This is a genomic window from Thioalkalicoccus limnaeus (assembly GCF_041197575.1).
Classification (GTDB): domain Bacteria; phylum Pseudomonadota; class Gammaproteobacteria; order Chromatiales; family Chromatiaceae; genus Thioalkalicoccus; species Thioalkalicoccus limnaeus.
This window is the reverse complement of sequence record NZ_JBDKXB010000027.1, coordinates 24,649-44,989: the sequence shown is the minus strand read 5'-3', so window position 1 is coordinate 44,989 and position 20,341 is coordinate 24,649. Positions and strand designations below refer to the sequence as shown.

Sequence of the window (20,341 nt, the reverse complement as noted above, 5' to 3'; positions counted from 1 at the left end):
CGATGACCGCGTCACACCCCCCTGCGCGGCGCACGCGGCCGAGACCCCGAAGGCCTCGTCCCAGGGGAGCGCGATGGTCTCCCCGCCCCCGTCGTCTGGGACCATCGCGACGGTCACTGCGGCCGTGACCGCGTCATGCGGCACCGCCGGCCAGGATCGGAGGCTTGGCGCATCGCGGCCGCCCGCCTCGCAGCGGGATCGAGCACCGAATGAGAGATCCGCGCGGGCCAGGCACCCGCTTGCCGAGCCGAAGGCGGCCGACCGGTCGCCGCATCCCAACCGACCCATCCGCGGCGAATCCGTGCCCGAAGTCTCGGATCCGCTCGGTGCGCAACCCCTCTCGACCCGGCCTAACGAGTTCGCCAGGGTGCGCCCTGAGGCCGACCCGGAACCCAGCCGGTCCGGCCCGGCGCGGGTCAACCGCTGGCCCAGACTCCCGGACGAGCGAGAGGAACACTGTGACCGATGGGCCGATCGCTGGCCGGCGCTGCCTATCGACGAACCTCGCGAACGACCGGAGGCCCGGTCCCCTTGGGGATCGGCCGAACGCCTTGCCGAGAGCGGCCGGCACCGAGCGTGCCTGGATCGGGAGCAACGGGGTGAACGATGGAACGCGTAGCCTTCGTGATCGAACGGACTGCGGAACGTATCGGCTGTCTGCTCAATCCGGAAAGCCTCGAGCTGCGCCGGCGCGCGGGCTTGGTTCCGGCCGCGACGACTGGAGGATTGCTCGGCGGCCAGGACCTTGCCGACGATCCGCCATTGTTCACCGGCGGCGGCACCACCGAGTTGACCTTGAACCTGCTGTTCGATGTGTCGCTGGCCGGCTCGACGCTGGTGTCGGAGGACGTCCGCGATCTGACCAATCCCTTGTGGCAACTGGCGGAGAACAGCCACGGCCAGCCTGGTGACAGACGCCCACCGGTGGTCCGCTTCGTCTGGGGAAAGGCATGGAATTGGCCGGCGGTCGTCACGGCGGTCGCCGAGCGGCTGGAAGATTTCACCGCCGAGGGGACACCGCGCCGTTCCTGGCTCCGCCTGCGTCTGCTCCGCGTGGCCGAACCCCTGACCGACGATGTCCCCGAACCGGTGATCACGCCGCCGATCCCGCCCGCCGACTGGCTCGTCGGCGCGCCGCCGGCCCTGGGTGACACAACGGCGATCCATGAGGTCCTGGGCTCGCATGTCACCCTCGACCAGATCACGACGGCGGGCGGCGAGCGCCTAGACCAGCTCGCCTATCGCTATTATGGCGATCCGTCCCTATGGCGGCTGCTCGCGTGGGCGAACGGCCTATTGGATCCACTCCGATTAGCCGGAGGCGAGGTGCTGTCGATCCCGGCCGCACAGGATTTCGAGGAGGCATCATGAGCGGGCTCCGAGGCATCCCGCGGCTGCGGCTGCTGGTCGATGATCAGCCGCTCCCGCAGAGCGCCGCGGCGACCCTGGCCGAGGTGCGCATCCAGCAACGCCTCTCGCTGCCGACGCTGTGCGAGGTGACCTTCCAGGATCCGCCGGCGCTCCTCGCCGACGCCAATCATCTGACCCCAGGGACCTGGCTGCGGCTCGCCGTCGAGCAGCGGCCGGAACCGGTCCTCTTCGCCGGCGAGGTCACGGCCGTACAGTACCGCTATGGGCCATCCCAAACGCGCGTGCTGAGCGTGCGCGCCTATGACCGACTGCATCGGCTGCGTAAGCGTCAGCCGGTCTGCACCCATTTGAGCACCACGCCAGTCGACCTGGCCCGCGAGCTGACCGCCGATCTCGACCTCGCGGTCGAGGCCGAGGACGATGGCCCCGTGACACCGCAGCACATCCAATGGCGCCAATCGGACCTGGAACTCCTGTCCGAGGCGACGGCCGCGGCCGGTCTCTATTTCATTGTCGACGACCAGGCCCTGCATATGTTCAGCCTGAAAGGACGCGGCGAGACGCTCACCCTGACCTACGGCGAGGAACTGATCGAGGCCGACGTCGAGATCAACGCGGATCCCGCGTGCCGCGCGGTCCAGACGCTGGCCTGGGATCCCACCTTGGCCGAGATCCGCGACGGCAGCGCGGATACGCCGCGCAGCGGGCGTGAGACCCCGTTCGCTTTGGATCTCGCAGCCCTCGGTGCCACCGCGCCGCGCGTGCTCGCCGATCGGGTTCTGCCCAGCCACGCCGGCGCGGCGGCCCTGGCCCAGGCCGAGTTGGACCGGCGCTTCTCCAGCGAGATCGAACTGCGCGCGACCACGACCGGCGATCCACGACTCAGGCCGGGCGTTCGGATCCAGGTCCAAGGACTCGCCGCCCACCTCTGCGGCCACTATGTGCTAACGGCCGTGACCCACAGTCTCGATCGGCGACACGGGTTCCTGACGCGGATCGACACGGCGCCACCGGTCTGTCGTCGATCGGAATCGGGCACCCTGACGACGATCGGCCTGGTCACGACCGTCGAGGATCCGGATGGGCTCGGGCGCGTGCGCGTCACCCTGCCGAGCTATGCCGGCATCGAAACCGGCTGGCTTCAGGTACTGAGCCCGGGGGCCGGCAGCGCGAAGGGGTTCGTCCTGCTGCCGGATCGCGACGATCTGGTGCTGGTGTTGCTGCCAGGTGCAGACCCGGCCCAGGGAATCGTCCTCGGTGGCCTCTATGGCGCCAAAGGCCCACCGGACACCGGGATCGCCGATGGGAAGGTCCGCCGTTTCACGCTGCTGACCCCGGGCGGGCAGCGGATCCAGCTCGATGAGGAGAAGCAGAGCCTGCGACTGGAGTCGGGGCGCGGCGATTTCATGCAACTGTCGCCGGGGCGGGCGCGACTCGGGAACAACAGCGGGAGCCTTCTGGAATTGAGCCGAGATACGCTCAAGATCCTGGCGACGGGCGACCTCGATATCGCTGCCCCGGGGCGCGCCGTGACCATACGTGGCGCCTCGATCGATTTCGAGCAAGCCTGATGGACAGGCAAACGCTGGTCGCCGAGAACGCACTGATCACCTGTCCGCACCTGACCGGACGGGTCGCGCTCGTGACCTCGCAGGACCTGGTGCGCAGCAAGGGGTTGCGACTGCTGGTGCGGGCCGGCCCGGAGGGCCGACCCATCGCCGGGTGCAGCCATTTCAACCCGGTCCAGGGCATCAAACCTTGCACCCTGACGCTCGCTGTGACGAGCGGTTACTCCGACCTCGTCCGTATCCAGGGTCGCCCCGTGTGTCTCGCCAGCTTGACCGGCTACACCGATGGCACGCCGCCTGGCACCCATCGCTACGGTGTCCGGCAACCCGGCCAGCACCTGGTGGCAGCAAGTCGATGACCAACCCACGCCCCTTTCGCGCGCTGCGCTTTGCCCACCCGGACTTCGCGATCCGGGCGGGACGACCGGGCTTGCAGGTCGGACCGACCGGGGCCCTGGCGATGATCGAGGGCAACGATTCGATTCGGCAGTCGATCCTGCTGCTGCTGACCACCCGCCCGGGCGAACGGGTCATGCGTCCCGATTACGGCTGCGAGCTCTATCGTCTGGCCTTCAGCCCGAACGATGCGACGACCGCCGGTCTGGCGATCCACTACGTGCGCCGCGCACTGGCCCGCTGGGAACCGCGCATCGACCTGCTCCATCTGGATGCGGGACCTGGTCACGACGAGCCGGACCGGCTGGAGATCGACCTCACCTATCGCGTCCGGCGGACCGGCCGGGATGAGCGACTGGTCTTTCCGGTGGATCTGAACGAGGCCTAGGCCGAAATGTCCATTCCTCCGCTCGATCTCGACGACCGGACCTTCGATGACCTGATGACCCAGGCCCTGGCCCATATCGAGCACGCCTGCCCGGAATGGACCGATCGAACACCCGGCGACCCCGGTATCGTACTGATCGAGACCTTCGCCTTTCTGACCGAAACGCTGCTCTATCGATTGAATCGATTGCCAGACAAGGTCTATATCGAATTGCTGCGACTCCTCGGCGTCAAGCTGGGACCACCGGCAGCGGCCGTTGTGACCCTGCGCTTTTCGTTGAAGGCACCCCGAACGGAGGCGGTGGAGATCCCGCGCGGCACCCGCGTCAGCGGCGCACCGGGCGCGCCGGCCGACAGCGCGCCGATCTTCGCGACGGCCCACAGGCTGCGTATCCCCCCCGGGCAGACGAGCGGCGAGGTCAGGGCCTACCACTGCGACTGGGCCGATGGCGAGAGTCCCGATATCGTCGCCGGGCGCCCCGGACGACCTGGTCTCGTGCTACGAACCCGCCGATACCCGATCGTCGCCACCGGCGACGAGCTCGATCTGGTGGTCGGCGTCGAAACGGAGCCGGCGTCGATCGATGACAGCGCGCCGATGCGCCGGCATCAAGGTCGAACCTATCGGCTGTGGCGCGAGGTCGAGAGTTTCGCCCATACCGGCCCGGACTCGTTCGTATACACCGCCGACCGGGCCGCCGGGCTGATCTTCTTCGCGCCAGCCCTGCGCCCGGAGGCCGACCCATCCGGCAGCGGGACTCCGACCGCGCTGGCCGCGGTCCCACCAAGGGAGCGTGACATCCGGATCTGGTACCGCAGTGGCGGCGGCCCGTCGGGTAATGTGAACCGGGGAGTGCTCACGTCGTTGAAGGATCCGATCGCCGGTGTCCACCTGGATGTCGTCAATCCGGAACCGGCGACCGGTGGTCGCGCCGGCGAGACGCTCGACAATGCCTTGCTCCGGGGGCCCCAACAGATCCATTCTCTACATCGGGTCGTGACCGCTCGCGACTTCGAAGCCGTGGCGCTCGCGAGTCCCGGCAACCTGAACCGGGCTCATGCCTACACGCAGGCCGAGTTCTGGACCTTCGCCCGGCCTGGGACCGTCGAGGTCGTCTGCGTACCGGAACTCCCGTCCGGGTCGCGTTCGGGCCAACCGGTCACCGCCGACCAGATTCGCCAGCACGAGACCGCGGAGGCCCTCGCCCGGGTCCAGGCGGAACTCGAGCAGCGTCGACCGCTGGGGATCGGCTGTCGGGTCGTCTGGGCCCACTACAAAGAGGTCAAGGTGCGGACCCGGGTCACCGTCCATCGCGGGGAAGATCCAGGGGCCGTCAAGGCGCGGCTGCTCGAGCGGCTCTACGCGACCATCACGCCCTTTGCCGAGTCCGCGGATCAGGCTGGCTGGCCCTTTGGGCAACCGCTCAGCACCTTTCACGTGAACCGAATGCTGGGGTCCGAACCGGGCGTCAAGGACGTGGATCCGGTGTGCCTGCTGGTCACGGGCACGCCGAGCCGCAACGTTCAGACGCTCGCCATCGACGCCTTCCAACCGGCGACCTGGTATGCCGCCACCGGTTCTACACTGTACCGCTCACTGAACGATGGGGATGGCTGGGAACCGATCGCCGACTTTCCCGGCGAGACGATCGAGTCGATCAAGCCCTATCCTCGCGAGATCGCGGTCGGCCCAGGCCGCCCCGGTCTGCTGGCCGCCGTCACTCGGGTCGGCGATCAGAAGCGGTCGCGGATCCACATCTCCGATGATTGCGGGGAACACTGGTCGCCAGCACACGGGACCCAGTTCCGGATCGAGGACGTGGCCTGGCTCGAGCGCGACGGACACCTGCGCCTGATCCTCGCCACGGAGATCGGCCTGCTCGACCTGCGGCTGAAGGAAGGCGAGACGCCGACCCAAATCCTGGTGGATCCGGCCGACCAGCAACTCGGCTTCTATGGTGTCGCCGCCTCGATCGACGCACTCGGGCAGCGGACCAGCGTTGCCGTCGCGGCGCGCGGTCGCGGTGGCATCTACCTCTCCGATGAAGACGGCCTTCCGGGGACCTACCGATTCGCCGGCCTCAAGGACGAAAAGATCCGCCGCCTGCTTGTCCAGCACATGGGTCCGCGACGCTACCTCTGGGCCTGTCATACCGCGGTCGGAGACGATCCCGGCGAGGGTTGTTCGCGGCTCGACCTGTCCGGTGCCGCAGGCGGGCCGGGCGATTGGTTGAGGCTGCGGGACGGCTGGGTCGCGGGCGGCTGCGAGGACCTGGCTTTCGTCGACACCCGGGTGCTGGCCGCCTCGACACGGCGCGGCGTCTTGGCCATCGACCCGGAGGCCGCTCAGCCCCGCTGGCGGGAACCGACGCTCGGCTGCGGCCTGCCACTGCGTGCGAACGGCCCCCACATGGAGCGACTCGAGGCGGTCGCGGTCGAGCGCGCCAAACCGGACACCAGGTCACTCACGCTGATGGCCGCCGGTCCCAGAGGGGTCTACCGGAGCCGCCTCGGTCCAGGCGATGCCGAGCTGAGCTTCGAGCCATCCTCCCGCGATCGGTATCTCGACCGCGTCAAGATCCCGATGACCTGGCTGTTCTGCTCCGGTCAGCACGAGATCGACGTCGAGCACGATGATGAACCGGATCGAGATTGAACAACTGCTTCCCGAGGTTTTTCGGCGCGCCGCGGTACCCGGGGAACCACTGGCCGAGCTGCTCGAGGTCATGGCTCGGTTCCAAACGCCGGCCGAGACGGCCATCGAACGGATCGAGACCTATTTCAATCCGCGGATCGCACCCGAGTCATTCCTGCCGATGCTCGCCGCCTGGGTGGATCTGGCTCGCCTCGTCGGTGGCACCGGGACGCGGGACCCGGGGCGCGACTGGCCACTCGACCCTGGTCGTTTGCGCGAGCTGATCCTGGCCGCCGCCGAGCTCTCGCAATGGCGCGGCACCGGGCACGGTCTCAAACGATTTCTCGAAATCGCGACGGGCACCTCGGGCTTCTTGTTAGACGAGTCCGGAGCCGGCGGCGACGGGACGCCACGCCCGTTCCATCTGCTCGTCAAGGCGCCGGCTTCGGCACGTGCCCAACAGCGCCTGATCGAGCGCATCCTCGTTCAGGAGAAGCCGGCGTATCTGACCCACGAGCTGGTTTTCACCGAGGATCCTGCATCACCGGCAGGACCCTCGCCGGCTGCGCGCGACGATGAACCGGCACCGAAGCGCCCGGACGTCGAAGGGACGGGCGGGCCTTAGACGAGACGACGGGCTATCGGCTTGGACCCCAGAGGCGGTGCCGATCGAACGCGGTCTACCCACAACCAGAGGACACGACCATGGCCATTGCGACCATCACCCATGTCGCCGGGACCGAAACGCTGACAGGCACGCCCGGGCGGACTCTCGACTATGGTTTTCTCCTGACCAACACCAGCGGCGGTGCCCTTAGGCTGAGCATCGAGGTGCGTCCCCAGGCCCCGGCCGAGACCGGCTGGTTCGAGATCCAGGGGGCCGTGGAACGGGATCTCGAGACGGGCCAGACCGAGAACCTGACCGTCAAGGTCACGCTTCCGCCGGCAACGCCGCCGGGGCGATACGCCTTTCGACTGCGCGGCTACCTGACGGATGACCGCGAACGAACGATCGAGAGTCCGGAACTCGTCCTTCAGGTCCCCGCGGCGAACACCCCACAGCCCACACCGAGCAAAGGGGGCAAGGTCCCCTGGTGGGCAGTCGCCGGCGGCATCGGCACGATCCTCGTGATCGGCGGAATCATCGCCGCGCTGCTGATCATCGACGGCAAGCCGACGATGCCGGAGCTGGCAGGCAAGTCGGTCAAGGAGGCGGTCGCGCTGTTGAACAAAGACAAGATCGGTTTTCAAATCTACGAGGAGTTTACCGGCACGGTCGACAGTGGCCAGGTCATCCGCCAGGAACCCGCGCCGGGCACCCCGATGGAGTCGGGGGACTTCGCGACCCTGCATGTCGAGATCATCTCGGTCGCGACCCCGAGCCTCGTAGACCTGTCGATCCCACAAGCCGAGCAGCGACTGATTGCCGAAGGCCTAGCGCTCGGCGCGGTCAGCGAGGAAGAAAGCACCAGCGCCCAAGGTGGTGCCGTGCTGCGGCACACCCCGGCGGCCAACGAGCGGGTCTTGCCCGGCACCTCGATCGCCGTCGTGGTCGCCAAGGAACTGGTCACGGTCAACAGCCTGGTCGGCCAGACGGTGACCGAGGCCGGCCAGAGCCTGGTCGCCCAAGGCCTGCGACAGGGCTCGGTCACACAGCGGCGCACCGGCGGCACGCCGGGGGTCGTCTTGAGCCATACCCCGGCGGCCGGTGCGCGCGTCTCGGCCGGCACGGCCGTCGCGCTGGTCGTCGAAGACCAGATGGTACGGGTACCCAATTTCCTCGGCACCCCGCAAACCGATGCCACGGCCACCCTGACGCAGCTCGGGTTGAGGGTCGGCACCGTCACGCATTTGACGCAAGGCAAGCCGGCCGGTTCGGTGCTGGCCCAGCGGCCCGCGCCGGGGTCCGAGATCGCAGTCGGTTCGAGCATCGATCTCGACGTCGAACGACGGCGTCCCGTGGTTCGCCCAGATCCGGCCATCATGCTCCCGAACAGCCACCTGCTCGAGCAGATCCAGAATCCGCGAACTCAGTTCATAGGCGGTACCTTGCGCGCGGTTCCGCCGGACGACGGCCAATGAAGCGGTCAACGAGTCAGCCGGCGCGTGCGCCGACTCGAGACCCGAGCCAAGACCATGGATAAACGGGCGGCCCTGGTCCTGTTCGGGTTGGCCATCATCGCCGCCCTCTATCTGGTCGGCTTGGGAGTCGGCCTGCGGGTCAACAGCAGCGGCGTCGACCTGGATAAGGCGACCGCCGGTTGGCTCGCGAGTGGCCTGGGATGGCTGCAGCACCTGGCCCCCAAGCTCGACCTGGATGGACTCGTCTGTGACGGCGAGGGCGCGGAGCAACCGGTGGCCGACGGCGTTCGGCTCGCGGTCCAGGGTCCCGGCGCGGCGAGCTGCGACATCCGGATCCCAACCGGATTCACAGGCGACATGCGCCGCGCCGAGCTTGGCACGGATCGTGGACAACCGCCACTCTATGTCCTGGCGAGCCTGCCGAAGGAGCATTTTCCGACCGACCCGCGCCGCGCCGAGTCCGGACGAGTGCCCTGCTACGCAGCGGAGGCCGGGGGCCACCCGGCCCCGCCGGACCTGCTCCGGGTCGAGGTGAGTTATCGACCCGCGGACGCCTCTACCAATGACGCTTGGCCACCCTGTCTGCGCCAGATCGAGCCCGGCGAGACCCTCGCGATCACGGTGCAGCGCAGCGAGAGAAAAATCGACCATGCGAGCCTCACACTGACGCTGCGATGCCAGCCCTGCCCGCCCAATGTCGCTTGTCCATGCCGCGAGGGTCAGCCGAATACGGCGCTCATGCGGATGAAATAACGCAGGCCGCAGCGGTGGCTAGGCCAGGCGTACCTTCAGCGCCTTGACGATCGCCATCAGGCTGCCGACCAACGCCAGCAAGGCCCAGATCGCGGCGACCAGCCCGACCAGGATCGCCGCGGCGGCGTCGAGGATCGAGACGAGCAAGCCGGGCACCAGGGCGTGCAGAAAGGCCACGAGCAGGTTCAGCACCAGCGAGATCGCAATCAGGATGACCAGACCCTTATTCTCCAGGAAACGTTGATGGGCCAGTAGCAGGCTCACGACCATGGCGAGCTTTAGCGTCATCAGGATACCCAGCGTCGCCCGTGCCACGCCGACCGGGAAATCCGCGTAGACCGCCAGATAGGCGATGGTCCCGAAGGGCACTGCGACGAACAAGGAGATCATCAGTATCAGCTTGGCCAACGCGACCAGCACCAGGAGTACGCCAGCCACCAGCAACACGAGGAAGAAGAGGAGGCTCAGGATGCCCTGGAGGCGACCCTGCAGCCGCGCCGGCGCGACCAGGGCCGAGGCCATCAGGGCCAGCGAGTAGAGCAGGATCGCATCATAGAGCGCCAGGTACGGGATCCCGAGTCCCGGCGTCGCGACCGCCAGGAGCGCCGGGAGCGCCGCCGCGCCGAGTTGGATCATCAGGATCAGCGCGGCCAACACCAACGCGAGGATCATAAGGGGTGTGCGCAGTCGCTCCATCAACCCGGCCTCCGAACCGAAGCAGGGGCCTGAAGGCGCATCTAGAACCAGCTCCGCAGCAACGCCGGGGATCTTTCGTCATCCGGGGCCAGACGCTGCTCATAGGCTGCGACCTCCGGGGGCTTCATCATGCCCACGGCCGTCTCGTTGATTCCGACCGCGACCGAGAAGATGGTGACCGAGTTGATCAGGTAGAGCACGCCGCGCTGAAGGCGCGAAAGACTGCGATCACCAAAGGCCAGGGTCCCGAACAGGAAGGCGAAGGCCAGGGCCGTCAGGGCCGGGGGCAGACCGAACTGCACGACCAGCGTGCTGGTCATGGTCATCGTGGCCATGCCAGCAATGGCGGGTGTCACCATCGGTTTCGCCCGGAGATACTCGTCCATCGGCAACGCACTCATGTGGACGCGGTTGGGCCGCTGCCGACAAGTGTAGCACCGCCTGCGGATTCGACATCGGCAAGACCCACCGCGGTCATCGACTATACTGAGAGAGCCGACGCCCGATCGTCTCATTCTCCACACGGAGGGCATGGATCGCGAACAGCTGGCCCGAGCCAGATGGCCCCAATGACGCTTGGAGGTTCGCATGCGATCGCCACACACCCGAGCCGGCTGGTCGCTGGCCCTTCTGTCAATGGCGGCCTTGCTGGCCAACTGCAATACGATGCCTACGATGCCTGGCCCCGATGGGGGAATTGCCGACGGCGACGAGAATACCGACCCGCGGTTCGTGCGCACCGACAAACGCGGGACCATCGGTCAGCTTCGGATCGTCGGGCAGAACGTCTTCGTCGACGATCGGCGCCTGGAACGGGGTCAACGGCTGGCAAACAATGCCTCCGTCCGCACTGGGCCGCGGAGTTGGGTGCGGGTCGAATTCGACCCAGCCATCGAGACAGGTTGCCGCACCCTGGTCCAAGGCTTCCGTCAGGGCAACCTGTATGGCGAGAGCAAGGCCTGTCCCCACGAGGTCACCGGAGAGCCGGGGACGGTTCGGGCCGAGCGCGTGCCGACCCGTTACCATCTGGGCGCCCAGGGACGCTCGTTGGTGATCACGGTGATCGAGGGCACCGCAGTGGTCTGGGCCAGCGGGGACCCGTCGCGACCGGTTCGTGTCGGACCCATGCAGGAAGCAAGGATCGAGCCAGGTGCCGTCGCCGGACCAACGGGCGTCACGCGCAGACAGGTGCAGGAGCGCACCGCGTGGCGGACATCCCTCGAAAGGGGCCTCGGGAGCGGGATAGACATCGACCCCGGCCTGTGCGAGCGATACGCCACCGAAGCGGTCAGTCAATATCGACAGAACCTGCGCTACCGATGCGGCTTCGACGGCCCCCTATGGGCACCGGACCATGCGACCCACCTGAAATGGTGCCTAGCCGAGGGCGAGCCAAAGTCTCTCGAAGCAAGGACGGCGGCACGCGAACAGGCCTTGCGCGAATGTCGCGCCCAAGGCCAGGGCACCGGCCAGTGGGAGGGGATCGTCGGTCCGATCCTTCAGGGGATCGTTTCGGAGCTGCTGAGGCGGAGCGGCGAGTCCTCGGCCGGCGGCCGCGCGACGGAGACGGACACCGGCTCCGCGTCGCAAGACGGCTCCGCACCCGAGCGCCCGGATCCCGACTCCACGAATCCCGACGTCCCGGCGACCCAAGTACCGTCGAGGCTGGACCCAGGTATGCGGGTACGGATACCGACGACGCCGAACACCGAACCGGTCTTGCGTTGAGCGGCCCCGCTACAGCCAATTGCCCATCAGGATGAAGGGTGCCCAGTGATAGGGGTGGGCGTACCCGCTCGCTTGCGATGGACAACGGTCGTCCTCTAATCGGGCAACCCCCCTGTCCACAGAGTCCAGCGGCCCGTGCTGGTCGGGCCTGAGAAACGCGAGCTGCGTTCGACGCAAGGCCTCGGCCTTGGTCAGACCGGCGTGACGATTGACGTGAAACTGTTCCATGAAGTCGGCCGTGCTGCGATCCGGGACCTTCCAGAGCGTCGCGATGACCGCCTTCGCGCCCTTGTCCTGCGCGATCGCCCCGAAACTCTCGATCTCGCGGCCGTCGCCGGCGGCCCCGCCCAGCCCCGTCTCGCAAGCCGACAGCGCCAGCAACTCCAGACCCGTGAACGGGTAACGCCCGAGCTTCATGCGCTGCAGATCGAGTCGTTCCCCATCCCCGGTGAGCAGATAGGACTCCGCGGCGCTACCCGGTCCGAAATGAAAGTGACTGGCCAGATGGACGACCTGGTAGTCACTGTTCAGCACCCTTTGCAGCCGCTGCGCCGTGAAGGCCTCGTCGACGAAGATCACCCCTGGCCATACCCCGCGTGGATCCGTCGGATCCAGTTTGACGATCGCATCGAGTTCGTCGCGCACCGCGGGTAGCGGCGAGAAGCCCCCGACGGCGGCACTGGTGCCGAGGCCGGCGACACGCCAGCCCAGCACAGGTGGCGACAGCAGGTTGACCTTTCCGGCCGCGGTGTAGATCACGACCGCATAGTCATCGATGAGGAAGCCATCGTCATCCTGAAGGGCCGCCAGCGGCACATAGCGCAGCGACTGATCGAGATAGACCATCAGGGTCTTGGCCCCGTAAGCACGCAGATCCTCGGCGACGGGTCCGATCAGGTGGCGATGGAGGGCTTGTGCCTCGGGCGCCGGATCCTGGCACGGATCGACGAGCTTGGCACGGTAACTCCAGATCAGGCGATTCAGCTCCGCACGGGCAACCGGGCTCTCCCGGTGCAGGACGGGCGTATTGGCATCTGGCCCGGTCAGAAGCAGGCGCAGTCGATCCTCGGTCACGAAGTAATGGAGCAGAACGGCCCCGTGTCCGAGTTGGGCCAGCGTCCCGGAGAACCCAGGCAGGAAGCGCCAATCGGCGTCGCTGAACTCGCTGCGACCTTCACTGGCCAACGCGGCCCTGAGATCCTCGACGAGCACGCGAAAGCCTCGTGCCGCGAGATCTAGCTCCCCTTCGAGCCGTTCCAATCGGGCCTCGTCGGCTGGCGTCAGCGGTTCCTCGCGGATCAACTCGCTGAACTCGCGGCCAAGTGCGACCACCTGCGACTGAATGGCCTGATAACGCTCCCACGACGGGGCCTCGGCGAGGGTCAGGCTGGCGCGCGTCGAGCGTGGATCCGCGTCCGGCACGCCACGCAGGAACTCGAAGTACTCGTCCTCCTTGAGCATCGCCAACACCTGCTGGGCCTCCGCGAAGCGCCCCGCGTCGATCAGAAGCCCGGCCAACCGCCGGTAGACCCCTTCCTTGTCGGCTAGGAATCCAGCCCGCAGAGAGGGATCCAGTGCGCTGAGGCCGCGACGAATGCCCTGCAAGCGGTTGACGGCCAGCTTGCCGAAGAAGATCGCGCTCGGCTGCGCACCAGTCGCGGCGTGGACCTGGGCCAGACCGTCGAGCGCGCGCCAGACCGCTTCGGCACGGCCATCGCCGCCGGCGAGGGTCAAGGCACGCAGGAAATGATCGCGGGCCTCATCGTACTGCCCGAGTTGCAACGACAGGACACCGAGATTCTGATGGCTGCTGATCTGCCCAGGGCGATCCGCGATCTCCTCTCTGAGTTGCAGCGCGCGCTGATGGGCCGCGAGGGCGCGTTCCGTTCGCCCGAGCCGCCGCTCGAGTTCGCCGATGTTGTTCAGGGTCCGGGCCGCACCCGGGGGGTCTGGAAGACCCTCCTTGATGCGCAGCGAGCGACGGTAGGCGGCCAAGGCGCGACGATACTCGCCGCGCGCCTGATAGATGATGCCGAGGTTGTTGTGGGCATTGGCCTCGACAGAGCGGCTGCCGGACGCACGCGCCAGGGCCAGGGATCGCTCGCAATGATCGATGGCCGTCGTGTGATCCTGGAGATTCTGATACAGAAGGCACAGGTTACCGAGGACCAGCGCCTGACCGGCCCGATCGCCGAGATCCTCGCGCCGTGCCAGCGACTCCCGATAACGCGTCAGCGCGTCGGCATACTCGGCGCGCAGACGATGGAGCCCGCCGAGGGCATTGAGGACGCGCGCCTCGCCCGACGGATCGCCCGCGTCGCGCGACAAGGCAAGCGCCTGACGGTAGAGCCGCTCGGCCTCGGCGTCTTCACCGAGATCCTGATGAACCAGGGCCAGATAACGAACCGTTTCGGCCTCCTCGGCCAGGCGGCCGAGCCGCTGCACCAGCGCGCGCGATCGCCGCAGATAGTCGAATGCCGCCGAAGGTTCGCCGAGGCGGCGCGCAACCAGGCCCAGCACCCGGAGAGCCGCCGCCTCCAGAACCGGATCCGCGATCGCGTGCGCCTCTTCCAGGGCCTGCGCCGCATAGCGCCGCGCCTGGTCATACTGGCCCATGCTTTCGGCGACGCGCGCGAGGCTCACGAGCAGGCGCGTCTCGTGCACCATCTCGCCACTCGCGAGATCCAGGCCGGACCGCCAGAAGCGCTCGGCGTCCCTGTAACGGCCCGCATCGAAGGCGATCTGGCCGGCTTCCTCGTGGCGTGCCCAAGGGTCGCCGGTCACCGGCTCGGGACCATGGACACAACCGGCCAGCAACCAGACCAGGGCGACGATCGCAAGCCAGACACGGGGCCAGGCAAGGGCTGCTCCGAACGGAATCGGTGCGGTAGCGGGCCTGACGATCCCGATCCAGGCGCCCGAAGAGCCACGCGTCATGGAGCGACTCGTCGGTTTCGGCCCCATGGATCCGGCCCGCGACTCAGAGGTTTCCGCAGCGACGGTTCGGGTCGCACGCGAAGCTCAGGGCATCGGCTCCGGGCAACCCGCGTCCGGTCAGGTACTCCTCGGCGAACGGCCGGTAGCGCCAGCAGGCGGCGAGCCGCATGTTCGCGCGATCCCACCGCTCCCAATCGGGCTTGTACTTGATCTTCTGGTACTCGACCCCGGTGTCCGGCTCCACCGGAAGGTCGCGCGGCGTTCCATCCCAACCGTGGGAACCCCAGGCGATACGCTTGTCGGGATCGATGACCATGACCACGTGACCATCCCCCCGCCCTGGGTCGCGGTAGACGAGGACATCGCCGATGCGCAGGGTCGGGTCGCGCAAGCAACTGTCGAAGCGGTCTGCCATCGGACTGCCGTCCCCGACCATCTGGGCCGTCGTCAGGTACCGGTCGTCGCGATTGTAGGACCAACCGGCTCGGGTGAACGCAAACCAGATCGCTCGGGAGCAGTCGATCCCGAGGGCGAGATTCTCGCGGTCGCTGCCCTTGTTCCACGCATGCTGCTTATAGGAGAAGCCGTCCTCGGCGGACGTACCGGCGAGCCAGTCCGCCACCGCGAGGACCTGATGAAGGGCGCTGTCGCGCTTGTCCGGCAAGTAGGGGCGCACATCGAAGTTCGCGATCGTGTACTCACGCCGATCGATCGCGCCCGTGCCCAGGCCCCCTGGGGCGAGAAACCGGGAGTTGGCCTCGACCCGCATCGGAAGAGCGCTGAGCGTCCAGGTCGTGTCTTCGATCGGCCCGTCCGCCACGGGCACCGCACCGCGCGTGCCCGGCGTCAGATACCGATCGAGTGCCCGGTACAGGCCCGTCAACGCGACCCCTTGCCGCACCGACGCCTCCTCGGCGAACAGGTGCCAGGGTACGGGGTTCGTCTCCTGCGTCCCAAAAACCAGGATTCGTTCCACGACATCCAACGGCGGGACACCCTGGAAGGTCTCGCCGCGCGCCGCGAACAGGTGGCGTTCACCCGGTCCCAGCCGGATCGTCTGGCGGTCCACCGGCAGCGCGAACAGGCCGCCATCGCTCGACAGGACCAACGCCCCGATCAACAGAGGGACCGGAGCCGACGCGTCGAGGGTGACCTCGAGGTTCCAGGCGTGGCACAGGGGCACGACCTGCTCCTGATTGGGCTCGGCCTGGGTCCAGACCCCACGGGCACAGGCGCTCTGCCGGGCGGCTGGGGCCGGCACCAGGCGTGCCTGCAGCGTGTCCTGGTCGACAAAGTCCGCGCCACCCTCGCCGCTCAGGTGCGCCAGGGCGCGAATGCGCGCGTGTTGCCAAAGATTGCGCGGGACGGCCTCGTCTCGCTCGTACCGGGTGCGGACCCGGTTCTCCGGACCGCGCAACAGGAGCTGATCAGCCGCATCGACGCTGAGCTCGAAGTCGCCTGCCCCGGCGGTCAGCGTGACCAGCAACCGCGCATCCGGATCGGCCTCGATCGAACGCACCAACGCCGCTGCCCGTGCGGCCGGCAGGCCACCGGGTTCGGCGGCCGGGCGCAAGCGGACCCGTATTTGGGTGAAGTCGTCCTGCGGACGCACCAGCACCGCCAGGTCCCCGGGCACCATAGGGCCCTGCGCGACATCGACCGCCGTGACCCGAGCCCAGGCGTTGACGCCCCGCGTCTCGACAACGACGGCCGTGCCCTTGGCCCGTCCTGGGTCGTGGGCCTCGGCACCGGCGACCTCGCCGCCATAGATCCGAAACTCGGCACCGAGGCCAATCCCGGGCAACGGCGGTCCAGCGAGTTCCAGCCGTTCGCCGACAGCGCGAACCTCCCAGCCGACGGGCCGCGCGCGCATCGCCCCCCCGAACACGGCGCCGCGGAGGTCGCCCTGAAAATAGGGGATCTGCGGACTCTCGGCCGCCAGCAGGGGCGGCACCTGACGCGCGACCTGCGCATAGGTGAGCGGATGTTCGCCGACCTGCGAAAGGACCTGGGTCAAAGCGCTCGTGAAGAGCCCCCGGCCGTCCTTTTCCAAGGCCGGATTGCCGTCGCTGGCCGCGGTCAAGGCCACCAGTCCCGGTAACGAAGTCGGTATCCAGGACGGACTGGCGTCACCGCTTGCGATGACCGTCGCGACCGAGCCACCGGCATCGTCCTCCATCGGCGTGAAGAAGCGGGCGATCGTGGTGCCCGCCTCCGGCGCCCGCGTCACGGTCCCCGAATTGCAGGAATCGACGATCATGGTCAGGTTCCGCGTCTTCGCGTGAAGCCGGGCCAGCATCGCATTGAGTTCATCGTCGCTCAGGTCGCGAACGGTCCCGACCCTCGAATCGTGGAACATCAGCGTCTCATCCCACCCATCCGGTTCGTCACCATCGAGGTCACGGGTCTGCGAACCATGCCCGGCGAAGAAAAGCACCGCGACGTCCTGTTCGCGGGCTGGCTCGACCAACACGCGATCAAAGGCCTTGCGGAAGGCGTCGGTGGTCGCCGCGTCATCGAGCAACACACAGACATTCTCCTCTGGGAAACCATAACCGTTCGGTCCGGTGAGCAGGTCATAGATCAGGCGGGCATCCTTGGACGGCCCCTTCAGATCGGGAATCAATTCGTTGCGATACTGGCCGACGCCGACGAGCAGCGCGACGCGACGCTGACCATCGGTCTCGACGAACCGATCCGGATCGCACCCTATCGCCGGCGACGAAAGCGACGACCCACCTTCATCCTGGCAGCCTGCCATTAGGAGCCAGAGCACACCACAACCGATGACGAGAGTCTGCTGAACGTATGACCGTAACATGATTGGCCCCTTCATGCGGAGAGACGGCATTGGTGGCAGTATCGACGTCCACTGGCCTTATGGATCTCACATCCATTGAATGAACATAGCACAAAGCACCAGAGAGGGTGTTCCGTCGCTGATCGCGACCGAACACAGCAGCCTCTGGCCCCACACCGGAAACGCCGAATCGTTCGGTGTTTCCCTAGCGATCGCAGCCTGATTGCCAGTCGTTCTCTATTACCGTTGCCATCGAGCAATGGTTCAGCAAATGGATCGAGCCCCACATCGGATGGGCGCCACCATCTTCTCGCGCAAAAAGGATCGAGAACGGGACATCCGAAACGCCCCCAACACAGTCTCTTATCCGCCGGCAGGCAAGAAATCATCCCCATTTCCCTACCAGCTCGCTCCAGACTTCCAAAGCGCTGCCCGCCTGCTATGCTTCCGTTACGCCCACCATGACCGGGAGACTGAGATGAGCTGGACGACGATGCAGCGTCTGACCATCGCCACGGCCTTGGCCGCTGGCCTGCTGGCCAGCTGTGACCAGCCCGGGCAGGAGCCTTTTCCCACCACCGATGCCCTGACCCCAGGGATCTTTCTTGACACCGAAGAACGTGCGGTATTACCCGCTGGCGTTGAATTAAGGCCTGTCTACCAGCGAGGAATCGATCTGACCAAGCTGTCGGAGGGTTTTCGCAGCCGCCTTTACAATGATGCGGCAGGCTATTGCACAATCGCGTATGGCCACCTGGTAAAGCTCGCCCGATGCGATGGCAGCGAACCCGCCCAGTTCCTTCGTGGCGTGACCGAGCCCGAGGGCGAACAACTGCTCGTCAGCGATATGCGCACGGCGCAGATCGCTGTGATGGTGGCCGTCCAACCCGAATTGAGCGACGGTCAATTCGCGGCCTTGTGCGATTTCGTGTTCAATGTCGGCAGTGGCAACTTCCGCCGCTCGACCCTGCTCAAGGTCATCAATGCCGAGGAATTCGACAAGGTGCCCTTTCAGTTCCGGCGTTGGGTCTATGCCGGGGGTCGGGAATTGGCCGGTCTGAAGACGCGCCGCGAACGGCAGATCGAGCTCTTCTTCGAAGGCCTGCCGATGCCGCGATTGCCACCTCCGGAGGATATGGATCTGACGCCCATCGATATTCGCGCCGGCGAAACGATTTGAGGCGACCCTCGTTCAGCGGATATGTTGCCTGCACAGCCACTCGAAGCACGGGGATACGGATACCGGGGTCGGTCATGAAACGCACTGGTCGCTCAGCAGCGGGAGGCGGCTTCGATCTGCCCCGCGGTCAGGACACCCAGGATCGGGGCATCCGGGGCCAGCGTCGGCGTGACGTACAGCGCCGCAATGCCGCGCGATCGCATCAGTTCCAGCGCCTCGTGCAGCGTGGCCTGCATCGTGATGGGCGCTAGGTCGAGCCGCTCGCCGGGGATCGCGCGCAGATCGAACCGCCGGGCGGCTGGCTGCGAGGACAAGGCGCTGGCGACCGCGAGTCCCGACATCAGGTAGGGCGGTCGACCGACCTCGCGCACGACCACCCATTGGACCCCGCCGGCGACCAGCTCTTCGGCCTGAGCCCGCGTCACGACCGACTCGTGGCAGACGAGGCTGCGGTTCATCAGGCTGCGGACCGCGCTGCGCCGCAGCAGCTGGATCATCGGATGGGCGCGATAATCGAGGCCATTGGCCCGCAGCAGGGTCACGAACAGCGAGTCCTGACCGAACAGCTCCTTGCTGACCAGCGCGGCCAGGATGATCGCGAGCAGGCCGGGGCCGATCGCGGCTGGGCTGTGGGTCAGCTCGACGATCGCCGTCAAGGCGGCCAGCGGTGCCTGGAAACTCGCACCCATCATGGCCCCCATGCCGAGCAGCGCATAGAAGCCGGCCAGGTCAGCGTCGGTCGCGATCAGGTTGGCCGCCAGCACCCCGGTCAGGTTTCCGAGGACGGCACCGAGGAACAGGGCCGGACCGATGGTGCCACCGGGGATCCCAAGCCCGGCACTGGCCGCCGTGGCCAGGAGCTTGAACAGCAGCAGCAGGATCAGGAAGGTCCAGGGGAGCGGACCGGTCAGCAGATCACGCAACGTGTCGAAGCCAAGCCCCATCACCTCGGGCACCAGGGCCCCGCAGACGCCGGCGACGATCCCGGCGAGGCCGACCCGCACCAGGAAATCCCGTCCCCGCCCGAAGGCGGCGATCCGTTGGATCGCCCCGATGTAGGTCGCGGACAAGACCCCGACCACCAGCCCCAGGGTCACCACCGGCACGAGGTCGGACGCGGCGTGCAGCGAGAATGGTGGGACCCCGAACAGCGGGATGCTGCCGAAGACCGCGACCGATACGGCGTTGGCGCTGACGGCGGCCAACATGATCGGGATGAAGCTCGCGATCCGATACTCGAGGGCCAGGACCTCGAGCGCGAAGATCACTGCGGCCAGCGGCGTGTTGAACGAGGCCGCGATCCCGGCCGCGGTCCCGCAGGCGACGAGCTGACGAATGCTGTTGTTCGGCAACCGCAGGCGCTGCGCGAGCAGGCTGCCGCTGGCGGCCCCGAGATGGACGTGCGGGCCTTCGCGGCCGACCGAATGGCCGCTGATGATCGCGATCGCCGCGCCGAGGAACTGCAGGACCAGACCGCGCGCGGTCAGATACCCCTGATGGTACTCGAGACGTTCCATGACGCGAACGACGCCCAGCACGTACTGCCCCTGCGCGAAACGGACGAACAACAGTCCAATCGCGGCGGCCCCGATCAGCGGCAGGATCAGCCGCAGGGCCGCCGGCAGGCCCTCGAAGTTCTCCCCGTGCTCCGGCAGCATCGCGGCCTGGGTACCCTCGACGACCAAGCGGAAGACGACGATCAGGCCCCCACCCAGGATGCCGGTCACCAAACCCAGCAGCGCCGGCCACAAAAGCGCGTCCGGCCGCGCCAGATCGAGACGTATCGCATCGAGTTGCCGATCGAGCAC

At 67.2% G+C, this 20,341-nt stretch carries 15 protein-coding genes; 10 read left to right on the top strand and 5 right to left on the bottom strand.

The genetic code is table 11. The features are described 5' to 3' along the window. Positions 1-606: 606 nt before the first annotated feature. From ABC977_RS15295 to ABC977_RS15260, 8 genes are all read left to right on the top strand, one after another. Positions 607-1,371, top strand: coding sequence for a CIS tube protein (locus ABC977_RS15295; protein ID WP_369668143.1), 765 nt, complete (start codon positions 607-609; stop codon positions 1,369-1,371). Further along, positions 1,368-2,942: a phage baseplate assembly protein V gene (locus ABC977_RS15290; RefSeq protein WP_369668142.1), complete on the top strand. Its 1,575-nt coding sequence runs from the start codon at positions 1,368-1,370 to the stop codon at positions 2,940-2,942. Before ABC977_RS15295 ends, ABC977_RS15290 begins: the two co-directional genes overlap by 4 nt. Continuing rightward, positions 2,942-3,298 (top strand): hypothetical protein, encoded by a 357-nt coding sequence (locus ABC977_RS15285; RefSeq protein WP_369668141.1) that lies wholly within the window; start codon positions 2,942-2,944, stop codon positions 3,296-3,298. Before ABC977_RS15290 ends, ABC977_RS15285 begins: the two co-directional genes overlap by 1 nt. Further along, the gene (locus tag ABC977_RS15280; protein ID WP_369668140.1) at positions 3,295-3,723 is read left to right on the top strand and encodes a GPW/gp25 family protein; all 429 of its coding nucleotides are present in this window, start codon (positions 3,295-3,297) and stop codon (positions 3,721-3,723) included. Before ABC977_RS15285 ends, ABC977_RS15280 begins: the two co-directional genes overlap by 4 nt. Before the next feature lie 6 nt (positions 3,724-3,729). Further along, entirely contained in the window at positions 3,730-6,378 is a 2,649-nt protein-coding gene (locus ABC977_RS15275) for a putative baseplate assembly protein (RefSeq protein WP_369668139.1), read from the top strand. After that, complete coding sequence (locus ABC977_RS15270; RefSeq protein WP_369668138.1) at positions 6,356-6,982, top strand: phage tail protein; 627 nt, start codon at positions 6,356-6,358, stop codon at positions 6,980-6,982. Before ABC977_RS15275 ends, ABC977_RS15270 begins: the two co-directional genes overlap by 23 nt. A gap of 80 nt (positions 6,983-7,062) precedes the next feature. Further along, a complete protein-coding gene (locus tag ABC977_RS15265) occupies positions 7,063-8,439 on the top strand; it encodes a PASTA domain-containing protein (protein ID WP_369668137.1) in 1,377 nt (458 codons plus the stop codon). 54 nt (positions 8,440-8,493) lie between these two features. Beyond that, positions 8,494-9,192, top strand: a complete 699-nt coding sequence (locus tag ABC977_RS15260) for a hypothetical protein (protein ID WP_369668136.1) — start codon at positions 8,494-8,496, stop codon at positions 9,190-9,192. Between the two features lie 18 nt (positions 9,193-9,210). Here ABC977_RS15260 and ABC977_RS15255 read toward each other — a convergent pair whose 3' ends face one another. Together ABC977_RS15255 and ABC977_RS15250 are read right to left on the bottom strand one after the other, a co-directional pair. Then, positions 9,211-9,888: a hypothetical protein gene (locus tag ABC977_RS15255; protein ID WP_369668135.1), complete on the bottom strand. Its 678-nt coding sequence runs from the start codon at positions 9,886-9,888 to the stop codon at positions 9,211-9,213. Between the two features lie 41 nt (positions 9,889-9,929). Continuing rightward, positions 9,930-10,274 carry a hypothetical protein gene (locus ABC977_RS15250; RefSeq protein WP_369668134.1) on the bottom strand — a complete coding sequence of 115 codons (345 nt, stop codon included), beginning with the start codon at positions 10,272-10,274 and terminating at the stop codon, positions 9,930-9,932. 202 nt (positions 10,275-10,476) lie between these two features. Here ABC977_RS15250 and ABC977_RS15245 point away from each other — a divergent pair, with 202 nt between their 5' ends. After that, a complete protein-coding gene (locus tag ABC977_RS15245) occupies positions 10,477-11,616 on the top strand; it encodes a hypothetical protein (RefSeq protein WP_369668133.1) in 1,140 nt (379 codons plus the stop codon). 9 nt (positions 11,617-11,625) lie between these two features. Here the strand turns inward: ABC977_RS15245 and ABC977_RS15240 are convergent, their stop codons facing one another. Both ABC977_RS15240 and ABC977_RS15235 read right to left on the bottom strand, forming a co-directional pair. Further along, positions 11,626-14,553, bottom strand: coding sequence for a CHAT domain-containing protein (locus ABC977_RS15240; protein ID WP_369668132.1), 2,928 nt, complete (start codon positions 14,551-14,553; stop codon positions 11,626-11,628). Between the two features lie 43 nt (positions 14,554-14,596). Next, complete coding sequence (locus ABC977_RS15235; protein WP_369668131.1) at positions 14,597-17,374, bottom strand: caspase family protein; 2,778 nt, start codon at positions 17,372-17,374, stop codon at positions 14,597-14,599. A gap of 457 nt (positions 17,375-17,831) precedes the next feature. Between ABC977_RS15235 and ABC977_RS15230 the strand changes: the two genes are divergently transcribed. Next, a complete protein-coding gene (locus tag ABC977_RS15230; RefSeq protein WP_369668130.1) occupies positions 17,832-18,533 on the top strand; it encodes a lysozyme in 702 nt (233 codons plus the stop codon). Positions 18,534-18,625: 92 nt separating this feature from the next. Here the strand turns inward: ABC977_RS15230 and ABC977_RS15225 are convergent, their stop codons facing one another. Then, complete coding sequence (locus ABC977_RS15225) at positions 18,626-20,341, bottom strand: chloride channel protein (protein ID WP_369668129.1); 1,716 nt, start codon at positions 20,339-20,341, stop codon at positions 18,626-18,628.

Bases quoted from the DNA above. Each gene is read 5' to 3' on its own strand.
- ABC977_RS15245 (WP_369668133.1), top strand. From the start codon at position 10,477: ATGCGATCGCCACACACCCGAGCCGGCTGGTCGCTGGCCCTTCTGTCA.
- ABC977_RS15290 (WP_369668142.1), top strand. From the start codon at position 1,368: ATGAGCGGGCTCCGAGGCATCCCGCGGCTGCGGCTGCTGGTCGATGAT.
- ABC977_RS15265 (WP_369668137.1), top strand. From the start codon at position 7,063: ATGGCCATTGCGACCATCACCCATGTCGCCGGGACCGAAACGCTGACA.
- ABC977_RS15240 (WP_369668132.1), bottom strand. From the start codon at position 14,553: ATGACGCGTGGCTCTTCGGGCGCCTGGATCGGGATCGTCAGGCCCGCT.
- ABC977_RS15235 (WP_369668131.1), bottom strand. From the start codon at position 17,374: ATGTTACGGTCATACGTTCAGCAGACTCTCGTCATCGGTTGTGGTGTG.
- ABC977_RS15260 (WP_369668136.1), top strand. From the start codon at position 8,494: ATGGATAAACGGGCGGCCCTGGTCCTGTTCGGGTTGGCCATCATCGCC.
- ABC977_RS15255 (WP_369668135.1), bottom strand. From the start codon at position 9,888: ATGGAGCGACTGCGCACACCCCTTATGATCCTCGCGTTGGTGTTGGCC.
- ABC977_RS15250 (WP_369668134.1), bottom strand. From the start codon at position 10,274: ATGGACGAGTATCTCCGGGCGAAACCGATGGTGACACCCGCCATTGCT.
- ABC977_RS15280 (WP_369668140.1), top strand. From the start codon at position 3,295: ATGACCAACCCACGCCCCTTTCGCGCGCTGCGCTTTGCCCACCCGGAC.
- ABC977_RS15295 (WP_369668143.1), top strand. From the start codon at position 607: ATGGAACGCGTAGCCTTCGTGATCGAACGGACTGCGGAACGTATCGGC.
- ABC977_RS15285 (WP_369668141.1), top strand. From the start codon at position 2,942: ATGGACAGGCAAACGCTGGTCGCCGAGAACGCACTGATCACCTGTCCG.
- ABC977_RS15230 (WP_369668130.1), top strand. From the start codon at position 17,832: ATGAGCTGGACGACGATGCAGCGTCTGACCATCGCCACGGCCTTGGCC.
- ABC977_RS15270 (WP_369668138.1), top strand. From the start codon at position 6,356: ATGATGAACCGGATCGAGATTGAACAACTGCTTCCCGAGGTTTTTCGG.
- ABC977_RS15275 (WP_369668139.1), top strand. From the start codon at position 3,730: ATGTCCATTCCTCCGCTCGATCTCGACGACCGGACCTTCGATGACCTG.